This window comes from Granulicella sp. L60 (genome assembly GCF_009765825.1).
Lineage (GTDB): Bacteria > Acidobacteriota > Terriglobia > Terriglobales > Acidobacteriaceae > Edaphobacter.
In genome coordinates this window covers 474,694-497,743 of sequence record NZ_LMUR01000020.1, presented here as the reverse complement: position 1 = coordinate 497,743, position 23,050 = coordinate 474,694, and the positions used below count along the sequence as shown (strand labels likewise).

Genomic DNA, 23,050 nt, shown 5'->3' with positions numbered 1-23,050 from the left:
TCGCAACCATTCATCCAATAAAACATCGTGCAGGATCAGGCAATGCTATCGTCGTTGCCGCCGCCCGAGCCATCATCGCCAAAGTCGCTTCCGCTATCGTCGAAGGAAGCGTCATCTGTAGTGTCCGAATCGAAGGTCTCATCGTCGATCGAGTCCGACCCATCTGCGCCGTACAGCGAATCAACGTCATCCTTCGAGCTCGCTGAATCGCCGGAAAAGTTCGATCCCTCGGACCCTTTAGACCCGAACTCGCGATCCTCCTGCTGCCCCAACGTCTTCTCATCGGAGGAGACATCGTGCCCGCCGCGGTCTCCCTTGTCATCGCCGTAGTAGTTGTTGATAACCTCCTCCGGCCGCTGCCCACCACCTGCTCCGCCGCCAAATCCGCCAAGTCCCTCGCTGCCATATCCAGCAGCGTGGCCGAACCCATGCATCAGCGACTCAACACCCTCGAACGCAAGCGCACCCGCAGCCACTCCTGCCGCAGTCTGCAACGCACCCTGAAAAAATCCGCCGCCGCCCATGCCCATCGGCGCGCCGTACTGAGGAGCACCATACTGCGGAGCACCATACACGCCACCAACCGGAGCATACGGCGGATAAGCCTGTCCCTGCGGAGGATACGCCTGCGGTGGTGGTGGAGGAGGCGGAGCAGGCGCATCGTTCCGCCCTAGCAGACTGCCCAAAAAGCTAGTCGCATGCTTCGGCTCAGGATGCTGCTGCATCTGCTCGATCTGCGCCTTCGCCTGGGTCAACTGCGCCTGTGCCTGCTCCAGCGCGTACTTCTGCACCAGCACCGTCTGCGCCAGAATGTAGAGCGAGTCAGGATTCGCACCCAGACCCTGCTGCAACATCTGCTCTGCGTCCATATCTTTCTCGGCAAGCTGCGTCTTCTGCACCCGGTCGATCAGACCGCCGATCATATCCTGTTCCTGAGGAGTCATCTCTCGTCCTTTTTAGTAATCCGTATTCCTGCCCAACTGCACACAGCGCCCCTCGAAGATTCGAGCGCAGCGAAAACTCACCACTGGTAGACGTATTCCAAACGTCAAAGTCGCTTCCAGCCAACGAGTCGATCGAATCCAACCTTCAAATCAATACGACTCACATGGGATGCCTCTCAAACCCTCACAGTCAACTTACGCAAAGCAATCTCCCTCAGTTCCCTGCCGCCCGGCAAGCTGCTTTCGCCGTAGAAAACCTCTCCCTCTCACGTCAACCGAAAAAAGCATTTAAGCTGGAAGCAATGTCCTCTATATCGACAACCCAGCTCGTCCGCCCCGCCCGCACGTTTCAAGGCTCCCTCACCCTCCCCGGCGACAAGTCCATCTCCCATCGCTATGCCATGCTCGCCGGCATCGCCGAAGGCACCACGCGCCTGTCCAACTTCTCCACCGGCGCAGACCCGCACTCCTCCCTCGCCTGCATGGAGGCGCTCGGCGCGACGATCGTCCATAAAGAGAACAGAACCGTCGAGATCACAGGCACCGGCGGCGCCTTCCGCCAGCCCGCCGCCCCGCTCGACTGCGGCAACTCCGGCTCCACCATGCGCATGCTCAGCGGCCTCATCGCCTCGCACCCCCACACCTTCACCCTCATCGGCGATCACTCCCTCACCCATCGCCCCATGGAGCGCATCCGCAAGCCGCTCAGCCATATGGGCGCAAACATGGACCTCATCGACGGCCACGCCCCCATCACCATCCACGGCGGCCCGCTCCACGCCATCGACTTCGACACCCCCATTCCCTCCGCCCAGGTCAAAACTGCGGTCCTCTTCGCCGGCCTCCAGGCCAAAGGCACCACCAGCCTCACCGAGATCATCCGCACCCGCGACCACTCCGAGCACGCCCTCCGAGCCTTCGGCGCAACCCTCACCCGCGACGGCGAAAGACTCAGCATCCCCGGCGGCCAAAAACTAAAAGCCATCGACGCCACCGTGCCCGGCGACATCTCCTCCGCGGCCTTCTTCCTCTGCGCCGCGCTACTCTTCCCCGACTCGAACCTCATCATCGACGGCATCGGCATGAACCCCACCCGCGCCTCACTCTTCGACGTCATCACCGCCCTCGGCGGCAAGATCAAGATCCTCAACGTCGAAGAGTTTCACGGCGAACTCATCGGCACCCTCCAGGTCAACGCCTCACCCAGCGGCCTCCGCGGCATGCACATCGGTGGAGCCCTCGCGGCCCAGCTCATCGACGAGCTCCCCGTCCTCGCCGCCATCGCCCCCTACACCAGCGACGGCATCACCATCCGCGATGCCAAAGAACTCCGCGTCAAGGAGTCGGACCGCATCGCACTCGTCGCAAAAAATCTCCGCGCCATGGGAGCCGAGTTCACCGAGCACGAAGACGGCCTCGTCATCCCCGGCAACCAAAAACTCCACGGCGCCGTAATCGACTCCGGCTCCGACCACCGCATCGCCATGGCCTTTTCCATCGCAGCCCTTCGAGCCGACGGCGACACCGAGATCCAGGGAGCCGAAGCCGCAGCCATCAGCTTCCCAGAGTTCTTCACTCACCTCAACGACCTCTCCCAACGCTGAACATCCTCGGCCAGCCTAGTCACTCAGGCTGGCCGCGCTGTCCCGGCGGAAAAGCCTCTATCAGCTCCCGGAGCGCGCCCGTCACGTGATCGACCGAGACCTCATCGATCACGTACTCAGGCGGGCATGTGTCCAGCTTCGCACCCATGAGAATGCGATATCTCTCGTCACCCAACGGCAGCCACTGCACGGGTGGCGACCACGCTGGAGCAACGATCACCATCGGCAGTTGAACCGCCCGCCCGATGTGCAGCGTACCGGTGTCCAGCGTCACACCCACGTCGCACAAACTTAACAACGCAGTCATCTGCGCCAAACTCGTCCTGCCTGCAAGATTGCTCGTTCCATGCGGAAGAACCTGGCGCACACCCTCGATAATCTCTCTTTCCGACTCTGTGCCGACAAAGAGAACGTGCGCGTTATACCGGTCGATCAAGAACTTCGCCACCGCCTGAAATCGTTCTCTCCTCCAGCTCTTTCGTTGCGTCAAGCTCGTCTGCGTCACAAACACAGCGATCATCTGTCCAGCCTCTACGCCGCTCTCGGCCAACATCCCTTTGGCATAATTCATGTCCACAGTAGAGAAAAACATCTGCGGCTCAAAGTGCCGAGAGCGATGACCCAACGCCTGAAGGATCGAAAGATTGTTCGCAATCATGCTCCTGGCCGGATCATAGTCAACCGGCGTTCGATAGAGCTGTGGAACCTCAGTAAAACCAACGCGTGCGCTCGATCCAAGAAATAAGGATTGCAGACACACCTTCGTCCGGTCGTTTCCGCGTGTGGTGATCACCGCAAAACGGCCGCCCCTAAACGGATTCTTCCTGCGTAAAACACGCGCCGCACCCCACCAGTCGCGCAATGGATCAGGCGTCTCGATCAACCAGTCAACTCCCGGATGATTGTGAAAGACGTTCAGGCCAAATCCACTCGCAGCCACCGCGATCCTACAACCAGGCACCGCCTCTCGCAGTGCCGGAATCAGCGGAGTCGCATGCACCGCCGTGCCCAGTGCCATCGGATGCTGCAAAAGCAAAAAGTCTTTGATGTCAGCCAGAGGTTTTTCGTCAGAAAAGCCGCGTCCACGCTCAAGATTCGCAATGGCTGAAAATGTAAACGCATGTAATCGCGATCTAAGCTTCAACCCTTCGCTTCCTCTCGACCCAGACTCCAGACCCGCCTACATCTTATAGCGGCCCATATCGTCGTCGTTCAGATTCTCCAGCCAGCGCCGCATCTCTTCCGCGTTTACGTTGGGCGAACTCCCCGCCACCTGCCTTGAACTATCCAGCACATCGCGATTCACATAGATCGGGCAGTCCCACCGCAACGCCAGCGCAATCGCATCCGAGGGCCGCGCATCCATCGCCACCGTCTCGCCCGCATGCTCCATCCAGATCACCGCAAAGAACGTATCGTCCCGAAGCTCCGACACCACCACCTTGCGGACCTCCGCATTCAGCCCCCGCGCCAGATTCTGTAGTAGATCATGCGTCATCGGCCGTGGCGTCGCCGTCTTTTCCAACTCCAACGCAATCGCATTTGCTTCGAAGATTCCCACCCAGATCGGCAGCACCATATCGCTCGCCACATCCTTCAACACCACAATCGGCATATTCGTCACCGGGTCCATCATTAGCCCGCGAATCTGCACCTCGACCTCATCGGGAGCCTGGGTCACGGGATGTACCACCGAAGCACTCATATCAAACCCACACTCCCAATCAGTTCAAACAACGAAGCTAGTTCAACACCACAAAGTCCGGAACCCGCGCCACCGCAAGAAACGGCGCAGTATCCAGCGTATCCGCAATCGCCTCGCCCACCAGGCAGTTCGGCAGCGTCTGCGTAATCCGAACCGGCAGATAGCTCCCCACCGGCGGCTGCGCCTGCACAATCTGCGCAGTAGAAAAGTTCACCGTCTTATTCTGCGAGCTCCGCCCCACCACCTGGTTCCGCGACGGGTTGTAGCTCTCCACCATCACCTCCTGCACCTGTCCTAGATGCCGGCCATAGTGTACGCGCTGTATCTCTCGCTGCCGATCCATCAAAATCCGCAGCCGCTCCGTCTTCACCTCATCAGGAATGCTATCGGCCATCGTCACCGCCGGCGTATTCGGCCGCGGCGAAAACTTGAACGCAAACACCGCGTCGTACTTCACCTCGCCCACCAGCGTAATCGTCTCTTCAAAGTCCGCATCCGTCTCACCCGGAAACCCGACGATCATATCGCTCGTGATGCTGATGTCCCGTGTCGCCGCCTTGATCCAGCTCATCCGCTCTAGATACCACTCCCGCGTATACTCCCGCGACATCGCCTTCAGCACCGCGCTCGAACCCGACTGCACCGGCAGATGAACATGGTCGCATAACGTCGGCGTCGCATCGATCGCCTGCACGATATCCCGCGTAAAGTCCCTCGGATGCGACGTCGTAAACCTGACCCTACGAATCCCCGGCAGCTCGCCCACCGCCACCAGCAGCTCTGCAAACGACATCCTCCCCGAAGGATCGCGCCACGAGTTCACATTCTGCCCCAGAAACTGGATCTCCGTGAACCCGATGTCCACCATCTTCCGCGCCTCCACCAGCACCGAAGCCGAGGTCCGGCTGCGCTCCTTCCCGCGCGTATACGGCACCACGCAGTACGCGCAGAACTTGTCGCAGCCCTCAATAATCGTGATGTACCCGCGATGCGGATTCGACCGCGCCGTAAACTCCGTCTCAAACGTCAGATCCGTCTGCCGGTCGTCGAGCCCCGTAATCCGCTCTTCCCCAGCCTCCAGCCGCGCCAGCATCTCCGGCAGATTGCGGTAGCTCGCCGACCCCGCCACCAGCGACACATACGGAGCCTTCTCGAAGATCTTTTCGCCCTCCTGCTGAGCCACGCACCCCAGCACAGCAAACTTCTTCCCCTCGCCCTGCAGCTTCTTGTACTCGTTCAGACGATGAAACACCTTCTGCTCCGCCTTATCGCGAATCGAGCAGGTGTTATACAGAATCAATCCCGCCTCGGCCTCATCCTGCACCTGGGCATAACCCTGCTGCTCCAGCGTCCCGATGACCTTCTCCGAGTCATGGGCATTCATCTGGCAGCCAAAGGTCTCAATATAAAAAGTCTTGCTCACCTATCCAGTATAGCTGGATGCAAACGCCGGATTACATTCGTCCAGTGCTTCCAAAGGCGGTCGACCCTGCAAAAAACCAGCCCTGCGCGCTCGGAAGGAGTGCAGGGCCGCATAACGTTCCAAAAAGGGTTTGTTACTGGTCTGATAGACGCCGAGCGCTTTATCGAAGTTTCAGTGTTTCGGACTTGTGAAGAAATCCAGTATGTCTAACATCCGCCTAAAACCTGTGGCGAAATGCTGTAGGATCATCTGACTCCCCACGATTCATGGGCCCCTAGCATTCATCCGCACGTCAGTTCTCTAGTATTCGCTGGCCTATCCAGCAGACGAAGGGAGAGCCGCATGAGCGAAGGACCCACTGCGCCGAGCGTCATCACAGTCGTCATTCCAACGTTCAATCATCTGCCTACGCTTCGTATCTGTCTGGAGCACCTGGAAGCACAGACTCTAACCAACTTCGACGTCATCGTCATCAACGATGGTTCGACCGACGGCACAAAAGCAGCGCTCACGGAGATTCAGCAGAGATCCCCTTTCCGTCTGCAGGTTCTGCACCAGCAAAATGCCGGGCCTGCGCGAGCTAGAAACGTTGCGATCGCCCACGTCACGACCGATCTCTGCCTTCTGATCGGCGACGATACTCTCGCGACTCCAACAGTCGTCGAGTCTCATCTTCAGTTTCATTGCGTCAATCCGGATACAAAAAAAGCCGTGATCGGCTGGACGCAGTGGGACCCGGTTCACCAGAAGATAACGCCCTTCATGCAATGGTATGAAAAGATCCAGTTCGACTACGAACACCTCACGGCAGGTCGTCCCGTCATCTGGAAACACTTTTACACTAGCAACCTCTCCTTCAAGACCAGGCTGATTCGCGAGAATCCGTTCGATGAGAGGTTCAAGTCGGCAGTCTGGGAGGACATAGAACTCGCCTACCGACTGACGATGAACAACAATCTACAACTCACCTTTCTCCCGAACGCCGTCGCCACACATCTGCATCCAACAACGTTCCGGCAGGCGATCAGGCGAATGCGTACAGTAGGTCGTTCGGAGCGCCTCTTCTACGAGACCTGGCCGGTCGCCCGTCCTTCAAGCCATGACCGCAAGATGAAGATCTGTAACCTCCCCGGAGAGCGGCCTTCGCTGCTGCACGCAGTGACCTTCGCAGTGGAGCGCCTGCCGCGTCTTGTAAAGCCAGGAAAGTTGCATGCCATGCTCCTGCGCAGCCATCGACACTACGGATATATCGAATCCAACCCGTAACTGCGTCCGCCGGTTCTCTCGCATCTGCTCCTGAGAACCAGAGTAGAGATGTGCCCCAGCGCAACGAACAACCTCCTCCCAAAAGCGGCCAAATTATCTCTCAAGAAGACTTCAAATCCTTCGTAAGAATCTGGCCATAGCAGGCAACAGGCGCAGCATCGGACGCAGATGAAGACTCGATATGCCTGATGGAACACCGCTAAGTAACCTTTTTTGTTGCATCTGCCTCTAAACTGATAGATATCATCCGCCGTCTCACGCAATTCAACCAACCGCAACATCCTTAGGGAGCATCAATGCGCGTCCTGAAAGCTCTGCTCTGTAGCATCGCAATCCTTCTCATCTGGGCCTCCATACCAAATGCCAACGCACAGGTTGTCGTCAGCGTAGGCGGTCCTCCACCCTCCTGTCCCTACGGCTACTACAACTACGCCCCCTACTCATGCGTTCCTCAGGGTTTTTACGGACCAAACTACTTCTACAACGGCATCTTCCTTGGCGTCGGCCCCTGGTATCACTGGGGCTATAACCACGGCTGGGGCAGTCGTCGCTTCGTACCAGCAGGGGGCCGTGGATATGGTGGCGGCTATCGCGGCGGCTCCTACGGACACGGAGGAATCGGTCACGGGCGCGGCGGCTACGCCGGAGGACATCCGGCTGGACGCCCAGGCGGCGGACGGCCCGGAGGAGGTGGCGGACGTCCTGGCGGCGGTGGTCATCCCGGCGGTGGAGGCGGGCATGCAGGCGGTGGTGGTGGACATGGCGGCGGGGGACACCGCTAACCGGAAGCATCCACGCAGCACAAATACAACGCACGAAAAGAAAGGTCCTGGCACAACGCCGGGGCCTTTTTTGCCTGCATCTTCGAACCAAAACCTGGTCCGAATCATTTATTTGAATTTGGTAGCGCCACCGGGGCTCGAACCCGGACTCTCAGCCTTGAAAGGGCCGCGTGTTAACCAGTTACACCATGGCGCCAAACACACAACTACATCCTACTTCACCAACTATATGCCGTCTGCTTCGTAGAAACGGAAGAAACGAGAAGATTTGGTAGCGTTACCGGGGCTCGAACCCGGACTCTCCGCCTTGAGAGGGCGGCGTGTTAACCAGTTACACCATAACGCCAAATCATCGTCAGCACAGGAGGGTTATTCTCTCCAGACCACTCGTTGAAGTATAGCTGCTTCAAGCCCTTCACACAAGCAGCGCCGACGAATGATCGCCGGTCAGTTTCAGTCATACCCTACAACATCCGAATCACCCTTACTCTTGCTCCAGACTGCGACAGCCAGCATACCGACGGGTCCAAGCAAAAATACAGTTCCATGCCATGTGCGTTGACCTAAATCGGCAAGCACCTCAACGAGGAGGATAAAAACGAGAAGGATAAAAAGGATGGCGATAGCGGCTTGGACTCTGTGACTCATCCGCCTAGCTTCCTGCAGATGCTAAACCCGAAGGGTTACAAGCGGCTCAATCATCCACACAGTCGGTGCAGTTCAGGATTCCCATAGGCAAGCCTGTCGACTTGACAAATCCACCCTCGCCCAATCGCCACACACCTGACGCGCACCGCAGATCGTCCATGCACAGACCTGGCTCTAGCCTCCAGGTACAAACCTAAGTCCAGACCTAAAGTATCTACTTCGAATACTTTGCGCACTTTTCGGGGGGAGGAGGGGGGTACTGGGACTGCGCGGCCCCAGAAGGCTTACAGCCCGAGCTTCTTGACCTCATCGTTGTAGTACTTCCGATAAAGAATGTCCCACTCCTGCGAGCCTTCGGCAATAATCTTTCGCTGCGAGGAGATCTTCATCCGAGCCGCTGCGTCGATCTTGGTCTCCTCCAGCAGCAGCTTCTCCAGCGCCTTGCGCGCCTCCTGCCGAATCGTGTTCCGATCCTCCAGAAAGTCGACCTCAGGAATCTCGGCCAGCGTATCCGCCACAGTATGAGCCAGCTTATTCAACTTATCGCGAGAGATTCTCACAGCACCGCCTTATACTTGCGGGCCAGTTCCATCTTCACTTTTTTGAACATCTCCGGATAGCTCGCGCCGGTCTTGCGCATATCCTCCTGAAACGCCTCCAGGATGACGCGAACCTCATCGTTGATGCGGTCTTCGAGCGACAGTTCATCGATCATTCCGGCGGCAACGCGCTCATTAACCACAGCCGGCTTCTCGGTATGAATCATCTTCTCGGCGACGAGATGTTTTACGGTCTGGCGCGCCAGATATCCTACGTAATCTTTAGAAAAAATCATTGACTTTCCTTCGAATATACCATGTCGATGTTTGCCCGCGTTTCGCCCAAATCACTTGCCCTTAGCCCTCGGCTTATGCGGGCAACTCTCAGTATTCAGACAACTATCCGCCAGCCGCAGACGCTCCACCGGACGTCCATGCAGCAGGTGCTCCGTCACAATCTCACCCACATCCTTCGCATGAACAAACCCATACCAGACCGCATCCGGATACACCACCACTACCGGCCCATGCTCGCACTGATCCAGGCACCCCAACTCATTCGCACGAATTTGCCCCTTTAAGCCGGCCTCCTTAATCGCGTCTTTGAACTCTCCCTTCAATTTCTTGCTACCCTCGTTGCCGCAGCTCGGACGCGAGGCGCTCTCGTCGCGCTCATTTGTGCAGATAAAGATGTGATGCTTAAACTTTGCCAAAACAGGTGTTCTCCTTCGTGCATTCGCCGTGCGACGCACAGGCCTTTTCTGAGACAATAGGCAATCGATGCAACCTGACAATCTTATCTCGCTCAAAGACGACATGGTCGCGTTTATCGCCGGCCACGGCATGCGCCGCCTCAACGCCTACGTTACCGAAGAGGTCCCAACCGTCATCTTCGAAGAAGAGAACGCGGACGGATGGAAGGACTTCGTCGAACACGCCAAGGCCGCAGGCGCTCCCTTCGTCACCATGAGCGAAGTCGTCCTCGAGAAGGCCGACATCGCCATCCTCCTCGACCAGCTCCGCGAACAGTCCTTCCCCGACGACAACAGCGAAGACATCGACGACGCCGAGTATCTCGTCAACCACGTCGGCAAAGTCGGCTATCTCCAGCTAGGATTCGCCCACCAGGGCGTCATGTTCATCTTCGAGGTCGCAACGGAGTGGTACGACAGCTTCCAAAGCCTCATGGAGACCGTGACTGATCTCGGCGGCATCGTCGTAGATGACCGCGACAGCGAAGAGTAGATCCAGGCAATGTCCTCAGCCCAAACTGGGCGCCAGCCATGGATCGTGTCACCGCCTGACGCAGAAGCAGAAGCGTCTCTCGTAGCTGAACTCGGCTGCCCCGCCGCCATCGCTAGCCTCCTCGTCGCCCGTGGTATCCGGGAGACCGCAGCTGCTCGCGCCTTCTTCAATCCTGACATCGAAGACCTCCACGACCCCATGCTCATGCTTGGTATGGACATCGCGGTAGCTCGCATTCAACAAGCGGTGCAACGCAGTGAGCCTATCCTCATCTACGGTGACTACGACGTTGACGGCACCACCGCAACCGTTCTTCTCAAGACCGCCATCGAGCGTATTGCGCCTAAAGACAACCCAGCTCGCGTTACCTACCACGTCCCTCACCGTATCCGCGAGGGTTACGGCATGCAGACGGGCGTCCTGGGATTAGCCGCAGCCTCGGGCGTCCGCCTCGTCATCAGCGTCGACACTGGCATCCGCGCCTTTGCCGCCGCGGAAGAGGCAAAGGCTCTCGGCTTGGACCTCATTGTCACGGATCACCATCTCCCCGACGATATTGGCATCCCTGAAGCAGTCGCCGTCCTTAATCCGGCACAGCCAAACTGCCCCTACCCTAACAAGAGTCTCTGCGGGGCCGGGGTAGCCTTCAAACTCGCCCATGCCATCCTGCTCGCCGCTGCGGAGAGCGCGCCCGATCCAGACAGCCAACGAAATCGGCTAAAACGCGGAGTCATTCCCTCCTTCCTGAAGCTCGTCGCCATCGCGACCATCGCGGACTCGGTCCCACTCGAAGGAGAGAATCGGGTCATCGCTGCACTCGGACTACGCGAGCTCCGCAATCCCGTCCAGCCCGGCCTGCGCGCGCTCATGGAGATCGCGCAGCTTCCCATCAACCGTGCTCCTACAGCTGGAGAGGTGGGTTTCCGGCTTGCACCCCGCATCAATGCTGCCGGCCGCATGGACATTGCCAGCGATGTCGTTGAACTCTTCCTCACCAAAGACATCGCCCATGCAGCGCTCTTGGCCCAAAAGCTCAACCGCCTTAACGATGAACGCCGCGCCACAGAGGCATCCGCACTTGAGGCCATCGAAGGTCAGCTCGAAGCCATGCGCACCTCGCTCGGCGAATCCTTCGTGCAGTGCATCATCTTGGACGACCCTGCCTGGCACCGAGGTGTCCTCGGCATTCTTGCGTCCCGCATCGTCGATCGCACGGGACGCCCTGCGCTCGTCCTCACCCATGAAGACGGACATGCTCATGGCTCCGGCCGCTCCATCGCGGGCTTCCACCTCCTGAATGCCTTAACCGCAGTCCATATCGAAGCCAGCACTGGCGAACCGGACATGCCGCTCTTCACGCGCTTTGGTGGCCACGCTCACGCCGTCGGATTCTCGCTGCCATCGGATCGAGTGGCAATCCTCCGCGAACGCATGCACCGCTACGGCGTCGCCATGTTGACCGGCCCCATGCTCGCGCCTCCGCTGGAGTGCGATGCCGAACTGCTTCTCTCCGATATCACGCAGGAGTTCTTTGACTGGCTTATGCGCTGCGAGCCCTTCGGGATGTCCAATCGTGAACCGACCTTCATTACCCGCGGCGTCACCCTCACTACTCCAGTCCGTTTCATCAAGGAAAAGCACATCTGTCTTCAGCTTGAGAAGGTAGGCAGTCCTGAACGGTTCAGCGCCCTGGGGTGGAGTCGCACTATCGACTGGCCTGCCCGCTGCGCCGAGATGGCACTCGATCAAGACTCGCTGATCGACGTCGCGTACCGTCTGAAGGCCAAGACCAATCCGCAGTTTCCCGGCCTCGAACTTGAACTTGTCGCCGTTCAGCCCGCGCAATCATTTCAAAAAATCTGATAACTACTTCGTAAACCAAACTTTCTGGTCCGTTTGGAGTTTACTCCGCGTCTTATATACTGAAGCTTCGAACTGATGCCAACTACCGAGACAAGACGCTTTAATCCTGTACTGCTGTGGAGCATCTTCCTCGCGGTTATTGTTGCAGCCTTCGTTATATACCGCACCTCCGCACGAGAAGCTATTGAGGTCCGCGTGGCTCCGGTCAACCATCAAAACCTGTTGAGTTCGGTCTCCACCAACGGCAAGGTTGAGCCGATCGAGGAGTTTCCGGCCTACGCCCCCGCGCCTGGCATAGTCGCGAAGGTCTATGTTGAGGTCGGCCAGAAGGTCCGGAAGGGCGAACTCCTGCTCAAGATGGACGACGCTGATGCTGTATCGCGTCTTGCCACAGCCACAACGACACTCCGCACCGCTGAAGCAACGCTTCACGACATTGATCATGGCGGATCGCAGGAAGAGAATCTCACTCTCACCTCGGATATAAACCGTACGCAGATCCAGCAACAGCAAGCTGCCAAAGACCTTACTGCATTGCAGCTTTTGCAACAGAAGGGCGCAGCCTCCGCCAGCGAGGTCGCGGCCGCGGAGCAACGCGTTCAGACAACCAACGCCGCTCTTCAAAGTCTGCAGGCCCGGACTAGCCAGCGCTACAGCTCCGCAGACAAGGAGCGCGTCCAGGCCCAGATAGCCGAAGCGCGTGCTGCAGTAGCTGCCGGACAAAATAGCTACGCAGGCAATAATATTCGTGCTCCGTTTGCCGGAACCGTCTACTCCATCCCAGTCTCCACGTATGACTTCGTGCCAGCAGGAGAGAACCTGCTCGACATGGCGGACCTGAATAAGATTCAGATTCGGGCATACTTTGACGAACCGGAGATTGGAAAACTTGCAGCTGGTCAGTCTGTCAAAATCACTTGGGACGCCAAGCCCACGCAGACTTGGCACGGGCATATCAGCCGGGCCCCGACCACAGTCATCACATATGGCACACGCAACGTCGGAGAGTGCATCATTACCGTGGACGACGCTAAGGGCGACCTTCTGCCCAACACAAACGTCATAGTCACTGTCACCACCTCTCAGCGCTTCAACGTCCTCAGCGTTCCGCGCGAGGCCCTGCATACCGATAGCGGCGAGTTCGTCTTTCGAGTCGTCAATGGAAAGCTCGTCCGCACACCGGTACAGGTTGGCGTGGTGAATTTGACGCGCGTGGAGATTACCAGTGGCCTTACTGAAAAGGATACGGTCGCTCTGAACGCTATCAACAACCGCGAGCTCTCCAATGGGCTCCCGGTCAAAATAGCCGAGTAGTTATGGCAACGACCATCGCTTTTCGCGTTCGCACCGCGTCCTTATTTCTTCTTCTTCTTCTTCTTCTGCTGCTTTGCTGTCGCTTTCTGCTGGCTGATGACAATCATGCGAACGCCCTTCTCCAACAGGGCCGCGTCCACGAAGCCGCAGTCCAGCTCAATCAACTCATCAGCGAACAGCCCGACGATTCTGTCGCCCACCAGCTTTTGTGCAGAATCTACTATGCGCAGGAGATGGCCGATCCAGCCATCCACGAGTGCCAGCTCGCTGTCTCCAAAGACCCAAGCAGCAGCGAGAGCGAGATGTGGCTTGGCCGCGCCTATGGCCTCAAAGCCTCCAGTGCCAACATGTTGGCTGCCCTGGGACTGGCTAAGAACGTTCACCTCAGCTTTGAACGCGCTGTTGAGCTTGACCCCGAAAATGTACAAGCCATGAGTGATCTCGGCGAATACTACGTTGCTGCGCCTTCGATCGTGGGTGGCGGACTCGATAAAGCGCAAGCCCTTGCGGCTCGCATGCAGCCTCACTTCCCTTCTCAGGCCTACCGTCTTCTAGGCCTGATCGCCGAAAAGAAAAAAGACACGACAGCAGCCGAGGCCGAATTCAAAGCTGCTGTTGCCGCTGGACACACGCCAGAGGCTTACATCGATCTCGGGCAGTTCTACCAGCGAAACCATCAGCTTGACCGAATGCTGGCCATGCTGCAATCGGGGGTCGATGCCGACCACAGCAAGGGCACAGCGCTTGTCGACGCAGCCAGCATTTTGACTGCGGCTCACAGTTCACCCGAACTCGCGGAAGAACTTTTGCGGCAGTACCTCACTTCTTCCGCAAAGTCCGACGGTGCACCCGCATTCAAGGTGCATCTTCAACTCGGCGATCTCCTTGCGCAGCGCGGCGACACGGCTGGAGCCCACCATGAATACGCCGCCGCTGCCAGTCTTGCACCAGACTATGCACCTGCACGCAGAGCAATGCAGGGGTCGTAGTCAAACATCCGGACTAAAAGGCGATACCATGATCTGTAGTCGAACCAAAGGGACTTCTCAGGACGTATGATCCGCCTTCTCCGCATCCTCTTCGCATGTTCAGTACTTGCTGCTGCCGTATCGTCTGCTCTCGCGCAGATCTCGTTTGCGACGGCGATTGATCTGGCTGAGAAGAGCAACCCGAAGGTCCTCAGTGCCCAGGCTGAAGTCGATAAGGCAACCGCTGTCATCCAGCAGCTTCGCGATGCTTACGTCCCAAACGTCGTCTTCGGTATCGGCGTCGGACCTACGCCCTATGGATTTCCCCTCGGCACCCCATCGCTCTTCAACATAACCTCACAGTCGCTCGTCTTCAGCTACGCACAACGTGACTACCTCCGCTCCGCCCACGCTGCCTTCGATGCCTCTGTTCTCGCCCTCAAAGACGCTCGTCAGGGAGTAGCTGAGGATACCGCCCTCACCTACCTTGCTCTCAACCACGACCTCCAACGCCACGCCGCACTTAGCGAACAACAGACCTTCGCCGACCATCTCGTTACCATCGTTCAGGAACGTCTCGACGCCGGCCAGGACACCCCCATCGGCCTCACCCAGGCTAGACTCTCCGCCGCGCAGACTCGACTCGCCCTTCTCCGCGCTGAGGATGATACGGCTTCTGACCAGACCCATCTTGCCCGGCTCATCGGCCTGCCGCCCCAAGGCCTTGGAACCTCCGCTGACAGCATTCCGGCGTTCAATGCACCGCCCACACAGGAGGCCTCCGAGCTTCCACTCAGTCCGGCGATCCTCTCTTCTTATGCCGCCGCCCACGCAAAACGTGAGACCGCATTCGCAGAGTCCCGCTATCTCTGGCGCCCACAGATTCTATTCTCCGGCCAGTACAACCGCTTCGCTACGTTCAACAACTACCAGGAGTACTATCTCCACTTCCAGCAGAACAATGCCGCAGTGGGGGTGCAGATCACCATCCCCCTTTACGATGTTCAGCACGCGGCCAAAGCCCGTGAGGCAGCAGCCGATGCCTCGCACGCAGAGCATGAGGCGGACGTCGCTCGCGATCAGTTCTTCGACGGCCGGCAGCGTGTCCTGCATACCGCCGCTGAGCTTTCCGCACGGGCTGAGGTTGCGACGCTCGATCAGCAGCTCGCTCAACAGAACCTCGACATACTCCTCGTTCAGCTTAAGTCCGGAAGTGGAAACCTCTCTGGCGTACAGATGACCCCTAAGGACGAACAGCTTTCGCGTATCGCGGAGCGGGAGAAGTATCTGGCCGTTCTCGATGCTGATTTTCAGCTTGATCAGACGAGGATCAACCTCATGCGTCAAACAGGGGAACTTGACGCGTGGATCGCAGCTGCAGCACACACCGATCCCTCCCTTACCGTGAAGCCCTGACTTGTAAGGAAGCTATATGTTTTTTGAAATGAATCGATTGCGACTTTGCCGCATCGAGCTGAACCACGCTCGGCACATCAGAATTACTCCTCAACCTCTTGGCGAAATGGTAAAATCGAAGAATTATTATGCCCCTTAAGACCCTGTTTCTGAACCCGCCCTCTTTTGAAAAGTTTGATGGTGGTGCCAGCTCCCGTTGGCCCGCGACCCGTGAGATCGAGTCCTACTGGTATCCTGTGTGGCTGACCTATCCGGCGGGAATGCTGGAAGGCTCACGTCTTCTCGATGCTCCGCCACACCATATCAAGTGGCAAGAGGTCGTCGGAATCCTCAAGGACTACGAGTTTCTTGTGGTGTTTACCAGCACCATGGGTTGGGACGGCGACCAGAGAATGGCCGAGGTCATCAAAGAGACCTACCCCGCGATCAAGATTGCCTTCGTCGGTCCCCCGGTAACTACATCACCTGATAAGGCACTCAATGAGTGTGCGGCTATCGACTTCGTCTGCCGCCGTGAGTTCGACTTTTCCGTGGTGGAGTATGCGAACGGCAAGCCGCTCAACGAGATTCTGAGCATCAGCTACAAGGACGCCTCAGGCAAGATCCTGCACAATCCTGATCGTCCGCAGGTCACCCCTGAGGAACTCGACGAGATGCCGTGGGCGACCGAGATCTATCATCGCGACCTCGACGTCACGAAGTACAACGTCCCCTTTCTGCTGCATCCGTACGTCTCGCTCTACTCGACACGCGGCTGCCCGGCGCAGTGCACCTTCTGCCTATGGCCCCAGACCCTTTCCGGCCATGCGTGGCGCAAGCGTTCTACCGACGATGTCGCGGCTGAGATGAAGCAGGCAAAAGAACTCTTTCCGCACGTCAAGGAGTTCTTCTTCGATGACGATACCTTCAACATCCAGAAGGTTCGCACCATTGAGCTTTGCGAGAAGCTGAAGCCGCTCGGCCTTACCTGGTCTTGCACCTCGCGCGTCACCACGGACTTCGATACCTTGAAGGCCATGAAAGAAGCGGGCTGCCGACTGCTGATTGTCGGTTACGAGTCGGGGGATCCTCAGATTCTCAAGAACATCAAGAAGGGCGCCACTGTGCAGCGTGCGCTCGACTTCACCCGCGACTGCCACAAGCTTGGTCTCGTCATTCACGGCGACTTCATTCTCGGCCTTCCCGGCGAGACTCGCGAGTCAATCCGTAACACCATCGAGTTTGCCAAGCAGCTGGACTGCGAGACCATCCAGGTATCGATCGCTCACGCCTTCCCGGGCACTGAGTTCTTCGATTACGCCAAGGAGAACGGCTTCATCACCAACGAGGCCATGAACGACGATGGCGGCCACCAGATGGCTCACATTGAATATCCAGGCCTTCCGGTCGAGTACGTCATGGAGATGGTGCACAAGTTCTACGATGAGTATTATTTCCGCCCCAAGGCCGCGTTCCGCGTTGTCTGGCAGGCCATCGTGAACCGCGATGTGCCTCGGCTCTACACGGAAGCAAAGTCGTTCATGACACTTCGCTCCCAGCGTAACAAGGCTGTACGGGCGGTCAAGGAAGCCAACGCTGCTAAGGCGCAGGAATCCGTCAGTATGAACGCTTAGCAGGGATTTTTCAGTCTTCACTAAGGGCGAATCAATTGAATATTGGTTCGCCCTTTTCTTGCTCCTAGCCTTTGTTTCTCTTCCTTGACCCGCTGCTAATCGGACCGCGTGGAAGCAACGTACGATAGATCGTTCTGTCCTTAAGGTGACACAACGCACGGACGTTTCGGGTTAAGGATGCTCATGACTGCGTTAGACTTAAGAGATGCGTTATTGTGACCATGCAACGGCCTTAGGCTCGTCAGGCCTGTGTTTCAGGCATCTTACGCAAGAGGTTTTTTCTCTCTGATGAAGCACACTCTCACGCCTCAGCGTTATCTCATTTTGCTTGTCGTTGTGCTTACTGCGTCGTTCGGTGACGTGCTGCTCTCGCATGGGATGTCGCAGGTCGGCCCGGTCTCTGTGCATGACCTTGGCCTTCTTCTGACTGCGCTCAAGAACCCCTGGGTTATGGGGGGAGTTGTGCTTTTAATAGGATTTTTTGGCAGCTATCTTACTGCGCTGAGTTGGGCTGATCTTACTTTTGTGCTTCCGTCTACTGCGTTTAGCTATGTGATTGTGGCTTTGCTTTCAAGGGTTTGGCTGCATGAGCATGTGTCGACGTATCGGTGGCTTGGCATCGTGATGATTGTGTGTGGGGTGGGTTTTGTGGCCAATGGGCCTGCACTTACGGAGCATCCTCAGCCTGTGGGTGAGACGCAATGACGTATGCGGGGCCAGTGGAGACTTGGACGACAATTGTAGCGGTTGCGGTGACGGCTGTGGCGGGTGATGTGTTGACTGCTGGGGCGATGCGGCGGATTGGGGATCTGGATGAGATTCGCGCTCGATCCGGGCTGTTTGGCGCTATCAAGGCGGTTACGAGCAGCCGGATGTTTCTGCTGGGCGTGCTGGCGATGGCGTTGAGTTTCTTCTCTCTTTTGTTCACGTTGAGCAAGGTGGATGTTTCGCTGGCGGCGCCTGCGAGTGCTTCGCTGACGTTTATTGGGAACGCGGCAGCGGCGAAGATTTTTCTGCATGAGAATGTGGACCGGCGGCGGTGGATCGCGGCTTTGTTTGTCTGCGCCGGGGTGATTCTGTTGTCGAAGTAGGGTTAGTTTTTACGCTGGAATTTGCAGATTTATTTCGCGTGGTGGATGGGTGTTTTTGCTGGGGTTTTTGCGAAAACGTGGTGGCTGGACGTGGTTTCTTGCTGGTGAGTTGTGGTAGTTAGCGTGGTGGATGTGGTGGTTTCGCGGTCGTATTTTGAGACCGGAAAAATACGACAGGTTTTCTAAATTTATTTTTGGCTGACGCTGAGCCAGTGCATGAGGCCGCGAGGTGGGGTTTCGGAGGCCATGAAGCGGGTGGGGGTGCCGAGGACAGCGCCTGCGGCGAGTCTTCCGCTGCGGACGGCGCCTTCCATGGTGGAGGGCCAATCAGTCGCGGTCCAGTCTCCGGCGAGGAAGAGGCCGGGCCACTGGGTGGTCTGGGTTGGGCGGAACTGATCAAGGCCTGGGGTCACGGAGAAGGTGGCGCGGGCTTCCTTGAGGACGCCGCTCTTGAGGAGCTTTGCCTGACGGATGGCTGGGAAGAATAGCTCTGCTTCCCGGAGTGCGGAGGAGAGTATCTCGTCGCGGGACATCTGGAGTTCGGGCCATGAGGCGCTGATGACGAGTTCGAGGTAGCTGCCGCGCTCCTTGGGCCACTGGCGGATGCGCGACTTGGCGAACATCCACTGGATGCGGGTGTCGAGGAGGACGGCATGGTCGAGTTCGGTGACGTCGCGGTCGAACCAGAGGTGGATGGTGGTGATGGGGGCGGCGACGAACTGGTTGAAGCCTTCGTCGGTCTGCCACGGGCTTGGAACCTGAGTGTCGAGGGAGGAGACGAGCGCGCGGGTCTGCTTGAAGTCGGTTGCGAGGATGACGTTGCGGGTGAAGAGTGTTTCGTCTCCTGCCTGAATCTTCCAGGTTCCTTCGGGGGTCTGTTCGATGCGGTCGATTCCGGTCTTGAGTTTAACCTGAACACCTAAGCGCTCAGCGAGGTCGGCGACGGGGGAGAAGAACTCGGTGAGCGGCGCGGCGGGGATGCCAAGGCGTCCGGCTTCGGGGGAGCGCAGGAAGACCTCGTGGAAGACCTTGCCAGCGTATTTGACGGAGCAGCGCTCGAAGGTGTCGTTGAGGGCGCCGACGACGACCGGCTCCCAGAAGTGAAGGATGGCGCGTTTGGTCTGGCCGGTGCGCTTGAGCCAGGAGGCGAAGCTCTCGGAGTCGTCGGAGGGGTATCCGCGGAGGAAGTGCATGAGGCCCTGGGCGATGCCTGCCTTGTCGCGCAGGGTGAGCATGGGGGCGCGGAGAAAGCTGAGGGTCTGGTGGCCGGGCGCGGGCAAGGAGCCGGGGCGCAGGATGGTGCGGGGCCGTCCGGATTCGAGGAAGGTCATCTCGTCGTACCAGCGGATGGTGTGGGCCATGCCTGCCTGCGCGGCTAGTTCGAGGATGTTGGTGCAGCATCCGAGGACGACGTGCTGGGAGTCGATGGTCTCGCCGAGTGCGGGGTGGTCGTAGGAGTAGGCGCGACCGCCGATGTAGGGTCTTCGTTCGAGCAGGGTGACCTGTGCGCCTGCGCCCGCGAGTGCGACCGCTGCGGCGAGGCCGGCGACGCCTGCTCCGACGATGACTACATCGTTTTGTGCGGAGGAGCTCACGAGGTGATCCGGTTGCGCAGGGCCATCGCCATTCCCTGCCCCATGATTGCGAGCTTCTTCGCGGTGGGGACGCTGACGCGCTGGTGGAAGACGTCGTAGTCTTCGGCGATGATGCGCTCCAGCAGGCCGCGATAGATGGTGACGAGAACCCAGAGGGCGGCGCGGCTGTCGCGGTCGATGAGGGGAAGGAGCTGCTGGGCGGCGCGGTAGAACTCCAGTGCGCGGTTGGCTTCGAGGACCAGTACTTTTTTTGCGGTCTCGGGGGGTGTTTGTTTGCGGACTGTCTGAAGGAGTTGGTCTACGGTGAGTTGGCTGGAGAGAAGGTCGGTGAGCGGGAGGTAGATGCGTCCGCGCTCGGCGTCTTCGCTGACGTCGCGGAGGATGTTGGTGAGCTGGAAGGCTACGCCGGTCTTTTCGGCCAGAAGCTCTGCGTTGGGGTCGGTGTAGCCGAAGATGCGGATGCAGACGAGACCGACGACGGAGGCGACGAGGTAGCAGTAGCGATAGAGGCCGTCGAAGTCCTCGTAGATCTGGAGGGTCTGGCCGGTGGCTGCGTCGGTGACGGGTGTGACGTCGGCGAGACGCTCTTCGAGGTCCATGGTGGTGCCGCGAACGAGGTCTTCGAGAAGCTGGTCGGGAATGGCGAAGCGTCTTTGTGTGTCGTTGAGGGCGAGGAAGGTGGGGTCGTCGGAGAGGCCGGTTCTGCGGGCTTCGCGCCATGCGCTGAGCCACTGGGTCATGACCTGGCGGCGCTGGGCGACGGGCATGGTCTCGTCGTCGGAGATGTCGTCGGCGCGGCGCATAAAGGCGTAGACGGCGCACATGGCGTCGCTCTTGTGCCGGGGCAGCACGCGGAAGGAGTAGTAGAAGTTCTTTGCCTGCTGCTTTGCGATGGCGCGGCAGATGGCGTAGGCCTGGTCGATCGTCACGTGGTTAGACTCGCACGCAGTTTACCTGCAAGCGCCTCCACTAATAGACCGAGTTTTCTTGCTTTGGTTACGACGGGCCTGCCGCGGAGGACGTCGTAGTTTTGTCTTGCGATGCCGTTGAGGATGGCTTCGCCGCCCTTGCGGAAGAGGTTGAGGGTGACGGCGAGTTCTTTATCGACGTGTTTGCTGATCTCTCCGCCTTCGAGGAGCATGGCGCGGGTGCGCAGGACGAGATCTTCGATCATGGCGCGGAACTCCGGGGTGAAGACGCGGCCTTCGATCTGGCCGTCTTCGACGCCGAAGCGGAGCATGGACTCGGCCGGGATGTAGCGTCGGCCGCGCTCCGCATCTTCGACGACATCCTGCCAGAAGTTCGCGAGCTGGAGCGCGGTGCAGACCTTGTCGGAGAGGAGGGCGATGGACTCTTCGCGGTATCCACAGACCAGGAGAACGAGGCGGCCGACGGGGTTGGCGGAGTAGTGCGAGTAGAGCATCAGCTCATCCCAGGTGTTGTAGACGGTCTTGTACTGGTCCATGCGGAAGGCGTGGAGGAGGTCTGAGAAGAGATGGCGGGGGAGATCGAACTCGCGGATGGTCTCGTGAAGGGCGACGAAGACGGGGTGCATGGAGCGCTCGGGGTGGTCGTAGCACTCGTCGAGCATCTCGCCCCAGGTGTCGAGGAGGCGGGTGGCGGTGGCGGGGTCGGCTACCTCGTCGCCGAGGTCGTCGGAGACGCGGCAGTAGGCGTAGATGCTCTCGAAGTGGGGACGGGCTTTTTTGGGCAGGAAGAAGGTGGCGACGTGAAAGTTTTCGTAGTGGGTGGTGGTGAGGGTGCGGCACCAGATCTGGGCTTCGGCGAGGGTGGGGCGCTCGAGGGGGGTGAGGTAGTCGGGCGGTGCGCCGATGAGGGCGAAACGGGAGGCGAGAGCTTCGCTCACTTGGTGTCCTCGCTGGATGCGGTGGGATTGGGAAATACGGCGGTCTTGATGTCGCGGGAGGTGCCGTTTCGGTTGCGGTTCATCATGGAGGCGAAGAGTGTGGGTACGTCCTGGAGGGTGGCGCTGCCGGTGATGTAGTCGGCGCACTTGAAGCGTCCGCTGGTGACGAGGTCGAATGCGGTTCGGCAGGTGGCGGGGGTGTGGTGGAAGCTGGCTTTGAGAGTGATGTCGCCGTAGTGGATGCGGTTGGTGTCGAGCTGGACCTGGGTGCCGCTGGGAGGGCCGCCGAAGAAGTTGACGACGCCGCCTTTGCGGACGATCTCGACGGCCCACTCCCAGGTGGTGGGGATGGCGACGGCTTCGATGACGACGTCGGCGCCGCGGCCTTCGGGGGTGAGGGCGCGGACGGCGGCGATGGGGTCGTCGACAGAGCCGATGTGGACGACGCTGCGGGCTCCGAAGAGGGTGGCGGCGGCGATCTGGTCTTCGCGCTTGACGACGGCGATGACGTGGACGCCGGCGATCTCGGCTACGTGCATGAACATGAGGCCGATGGGACCGGCGCCGATGACGACCATGGTGTCGCCGGGCTGGGCGCCGCTCTCTTCGAGGCCGCGGACGACGCAGGCGAGGGGTTCGGTGAGGGCGGCGTGTTCGAAGGGGACGTGGGCGGGGATGAGGAGGGTGTTTTTGGCGACGATGCGGGCGGGGATGCGGATGTACTCGGCGTAGGCTCCGTTGTTGAAGAGGAGATCTGCGCAGAGGTTTTGCTGGTTGTGTTTGCAGAAGAAGCAGACGTCGCAGGGGGCGGAGTTGAGGGCGACGACACGGTCTCCGGGCTGGAAGGTGGTGACGCCGGGGCCGGTCTCGGTGACGACGCCGGCGAGCTCGTGGCCGAAGGGGATGGGTGGGGTGAGCATCAGGGCGTGGTAGCCACGGCGGTAGACTTTGAGGTCGGTTCCGCAGGTAAGGGCGGCGCCGACGCGGAGAATGAGCTCTCCGGGGCCAGCCTGGGGGATTTTTACGCGCTCGAGTCGAAGATCTTCTTTGCCGTATAAGACCGCGGCCGTCATCTCAGCTATCATTCTCTCTATCTTCTCATTCTGCGCCGGGTGATGCATCTTTGACGGCTATCGTAATCGCAGCAATAACATGCAATCTTCAGTC

General features: G+C 58.9%; 22 protein-coding genes and 2 tRNA genes. 11 read left to right on the top strand and 13 right to left on the bottom strand.

From position 1 onward, the window contains the following. Nucleotides 1–35 precede the first annotated feature (35 nt). A complete protein-coding gene (locus tag GSQ82_RS20695; RefSeq protein WP_158794163.1) occupies nt 36–944 on the bottom strand; it encodes a DUF2076 domain-containing protein in 909 nt (302 codons plus the stop codon). 302 nt (nt 945–1,246) lie between these two features. Here GSQ82_RS20695 and aroA point away from each other — a divergent pair, with 302 nt between their 5' ends. Further along, a complete protein-coding gene (gene aroA, locus GSQ82_RS20690; protein WP_158794162.1) occupies nt 1,247–2,548 on the top strand; it encodes a 3-phosphoshikimate 1-carboxyvinyltransferase in 1,302 nt (433 codons plus the stop codon). Between the two features lie 19 nt (nt 2,549–2,567). Here the strand turns inward: aroA and GSQ82_RS20685 are convergent, their stop codons facing one another. From GSQ82_RS20685 to miaB, 3 genes are read right to left on the bottom strand one after another with little or no spacing between them, the layout of a single operon-like run. Then, complete coding sequence (locus GSQ82_RS20685) at nt 2,568–3,692, bottom strand: glycosyltransferase family 9 protein (protein WP_158794161.1); 1,125 nt, start codon at nt 3,690–3,692, stop codon at nt 2,568–2,570. A gap of 36 nt (nt 3,693–3,728) precedes the next feature. Next, nucleotides 3,729–4,253: a bifunctional nuclease family protein gene (locus tag GSQ82_RS20680; protein WP_158794160.1), complete on the bottom strand. Its 525-nt coding sequence runs from the start codon at nt 4,251–4,253 to the stop codon at nt 3,729–3,731. 37 nt (nt 4,254–4,290) lie between these two features. Further along, nucleotides 4,291–5,676, bottom strand: a complete 1,386-nt coding sequence (miaB, locus tag GSQ82_RS20675; RefSeq protein WP_158794159.1) for a tRNA (N6-isopentenyl adenosine(37)-C2)-methylthiotransferase MiaB — start codon at nt 5,674–5,676, stop codon at nt 4,291–4,293. A 342-nt stretch (nt 5,677–6,018) separates the two neighbouring features. Between miaB and GSQ82_RS20670 the strand changes: the two genes are divergently transcribed. Together GSQ82_RS20670 and GSQ82_RS24595 are read left to right on the top strand one after the other, a co-directional pair. Beyond that, entirely contained in the window at nt 6,019–6,942 is a 924-nt protein-coding gene (locus GSQ82_RS20670; protein ID WP_158794158.1) for a glycosyltransferase family 2 protein, read from the top strand. 296 nt (nt 6,943–7,238) lie between these two features. Then, nucleotides 7,239–7,724 (top strand): hypothetical protein, encoded by a 486-nt coding sequence (locus GSQ82_RS24595; protein ID WP_174243120.1) that lies wholly within the window; start codon nt 7,239–7,241, stop codon nt 7,722–7,724. A gap of 119 nt (nt 7,725–7,843) precedes the next feature. Here GSQ82_RS24595 and GSQ82_RS20665 read toward each other — a convergent pair. The 5 genes from GSQ82_RS20665 to GSQ82_RS20645 all read right to left on the bottom strand — a co-directional run bounded on the left by GSQ82_RS20665 (nt 7,844) and on the right by GSQ82_RS20645 (nt 9,624). Further along, a tRNA-Glu gene (locus tag GSQ82_RS20665) sits at nt 7,844–7,920 on the bottom strand. A 73-nt stretch (nt 7,921–7,993) separates the two neighbouring features. After that, a tRNA-Glu gene (locus GSQ82_RS20660) sits at nt 7,994–8,070 on the bottom strand. A gap of 586 nt (nt 8,071–8,656) precedes the next feature. Continuing rightward, on the bottom strand, nt 8,657–8,932 hold the full coding sequence (locus tag GSQ82_RS20655; RefSeq protein WP_158794157.1) for a DUF507 family protein: 276 nt from the start codon (nt 8,930–8,932) through the stop codon (nt 8,657–8,659). Further along, nucleotides 8,929–9,207, bottom strand: coding sequence for a DUF507 family protein (locus tag GSQ82_RS20650; RefSeq protein ID WP_158794156.1), 279 nt, complete (start codon nt 9,205–9,207; stop codon nt 8,929–8,931). The genes GSQ82_RS20655 and GSQ82_RS20650 overlap by 4 nt, the downstream gene beginning before the upstream one ends. A 51-nt stretch (nt 9,208–9,258) precedes the next feature. Continuing rightward, nucleotides 9,259–9,624 carry a ferredoxin gene (locus tag GSQ82_RS20645; protein WP_158794155.1) on the bottom strand — a complete coding sequence of 122 codons (366 nt, stop codon included), beginning with the start codon at nt 9,622–9,624 and terminating at the stop codon, nt 9,259–9,261. A 67-nt stretch (nt 9,625–9,691) separates the two neighbouring features. Between GSQ82_RS20645 and GSQ82_RS20640 the strand changes: the two genes are divergently transcribed. The 8 genes from GSQ82_RS20640 to GSQ82_RS20605 all read left to right on the top strand — a co-directional run bounded on the left by GSQ82_RS20640 (nt 9,692) and on the right by GSQ82_RS20605 (nt 18,421). Continuing rightward, the gene (locus GSQ82_RS20640; protein ID WP_158794154.1) at nt 9,692–10,156 is read left to right on the top strand and encodes a hypothetical protein; all 465 of its coding nucleotides are present in this window, start codon (nt 9,692–9,694) and stop codon (nt 10,154–10,156) included. A 9-nt stretch (nt 10,157–10,165) separates the two neighbouring features. Further along, nucleotides 10,166–12,019: a single-stranded-DNA-specific exonuclease RecJ gene (recJ, locus tag GSQ82_RS20635; RefSeq protein ID WP_158794153.1), complete on the top strand. Its 1,854-nt coding sequence runs from the start codon at nt 10,166–10,168 to the stop codon at nt 12,017–12,019. A gap of 75 nt (nt 12,020–12,094) precedes the next feature. Further along, nucleotides 12,095–13,333 (top strand): efflux RND transporter periplasmic adaptor subunit, encoded by a 1,239-nt coding sequence (locus GSQ82_RS20630; RefSeq protein WP_254061808.1) that lies wholly within the window; start codon nt 12,095–12,097, stop codon nt 13,331–13,333. A 2-nt stretch (nt 13,334–13,335) separates the two neighbouring features. Next, nucleotides 13,336–14,322, top strand: a complete 987-nt coding sequence (locus tag GSQ82_RS20625; protein WP_158794152.1) for a lipopolysaccharide assembly protein LapB — start codon at nt 13,336–13,338, stop codon at nt 14,320–14,322. Between the two features lie 66 nt (nt 14,323–14,388). After that, nucleotides 14,389–15,717 carry a TolC family protein gene (locus GSQ82_RS20620; RefSeq protein ID WP_158794151.1) on the top strand — a complete coding sequence of 443 codons (1,329 nt, stop codon included), beginning with the start codon at nt 14,389–14,391 and terminating at the stop codon, nt 15,715–15,717. Between the two features lie 128 nt (nt 15,718–15,845). Further along, nucleotides 15,846–17,330 carry a hopanoid biosynthesis associated radical SAM protein HpnJ gene (gene hpnJ, locus GSQ82_RS20615; protein ID WP_158794150.1) on the top strand — a complete coding sequence of 495 codons (1,485 nt, stop codon included), beginning with the start codon at nt 15,846–15,848 and terminating at the stop codon, nt 17,328–17,330. 288 nt (nt 17,331–17,618) lie between these two features. Beyond that, the gene (locus GSQ82_RS20610; protein WP_158794149.1) at nt 17,619–18,035 is read left to right on the top strand and encodes an EamA family transporter; all 417 of its coding nucleotides are present in this window, start codon (nt 17,619–17,621) and stop codon (nt 18,033–18,035) included. Further along, nucleotides 18,032–18,421, top strand: coding sequence for an EamA family transporter (locus tag GSQ82_RS20605; RefSeq protein WP_158794148.1), 390 nt, complete (start codon nt 18,032–18,034; stop codon nt 18,419–18,421). The genes GSQ82_RS20610 and GSQ82_RS20605 overlap by 4 nt, the downstream gene beginning before the upstream one ends. A gap of 188 nt (nt 18,422–18,609) precedes the next feature. On the opposite strand, the gene hpnE is transcribed toward GSQ82_RS20605, so the two are convergent. The 4 genes from hpnE to GSQ82_RS20585 are packed head-to-tail and all read right to left on the bottom strand — an operon-like array spanning nt 18,610 to nt 22,956. Next, a complete protein-coding gene (gene hpnE / locus GSQ82_RS20600; protein ID WP_158794147.1) occupies nt 18,610–20,016 on the bottom strand; it encodes a hydroxysqualene dehydroxylase HpnE in 1,407 nt (468 codons plus the stop codon). Next, a complete protein-coding gene (locus tag GSQ82_RS20595; protein WP_158794146.1) occupies nt 20,013–20,945 on the bottom strand; it encodes a phytoene/squalene synthase family protein in 933 nt (310 codons plus the stop codon). The genes hpnE and GSQ82_RS20595 overlap by 4 nt, the downstream gene beginning before the upstream one ends. After that, on the bottom strand, nt 20,942–21,883 hold the full coding sequence (hpnC, locus tag GSQ82_RS20590; RefSeq protein WP_158794145.1) for a squalene synthase HpnC: 942 nt from the start codon (nt 21,881–21,883) through the stop codon (nt 20,942–20,944). The genes GSQ82_RS20595 and hpnC overlap by 4 nt, the downstream gene beginning before the upstream one ends. After that, complete coding sequence (locus GSQ82_RS20585) at nt 21,880–22,956, bottom strand: zinc-binding dehydrogenase (protein WP_158794144.1); 1,077 nt, start codon at nt 22,954–22,956, stop codon at nt 21,880–21,882. Before GSQ82_RS20585 ends, hpnC begins: the two co-directional genes overlap by 4 nt. Nucleotides 22,957–23,050 lie beyond the last annotated feature (94 nt).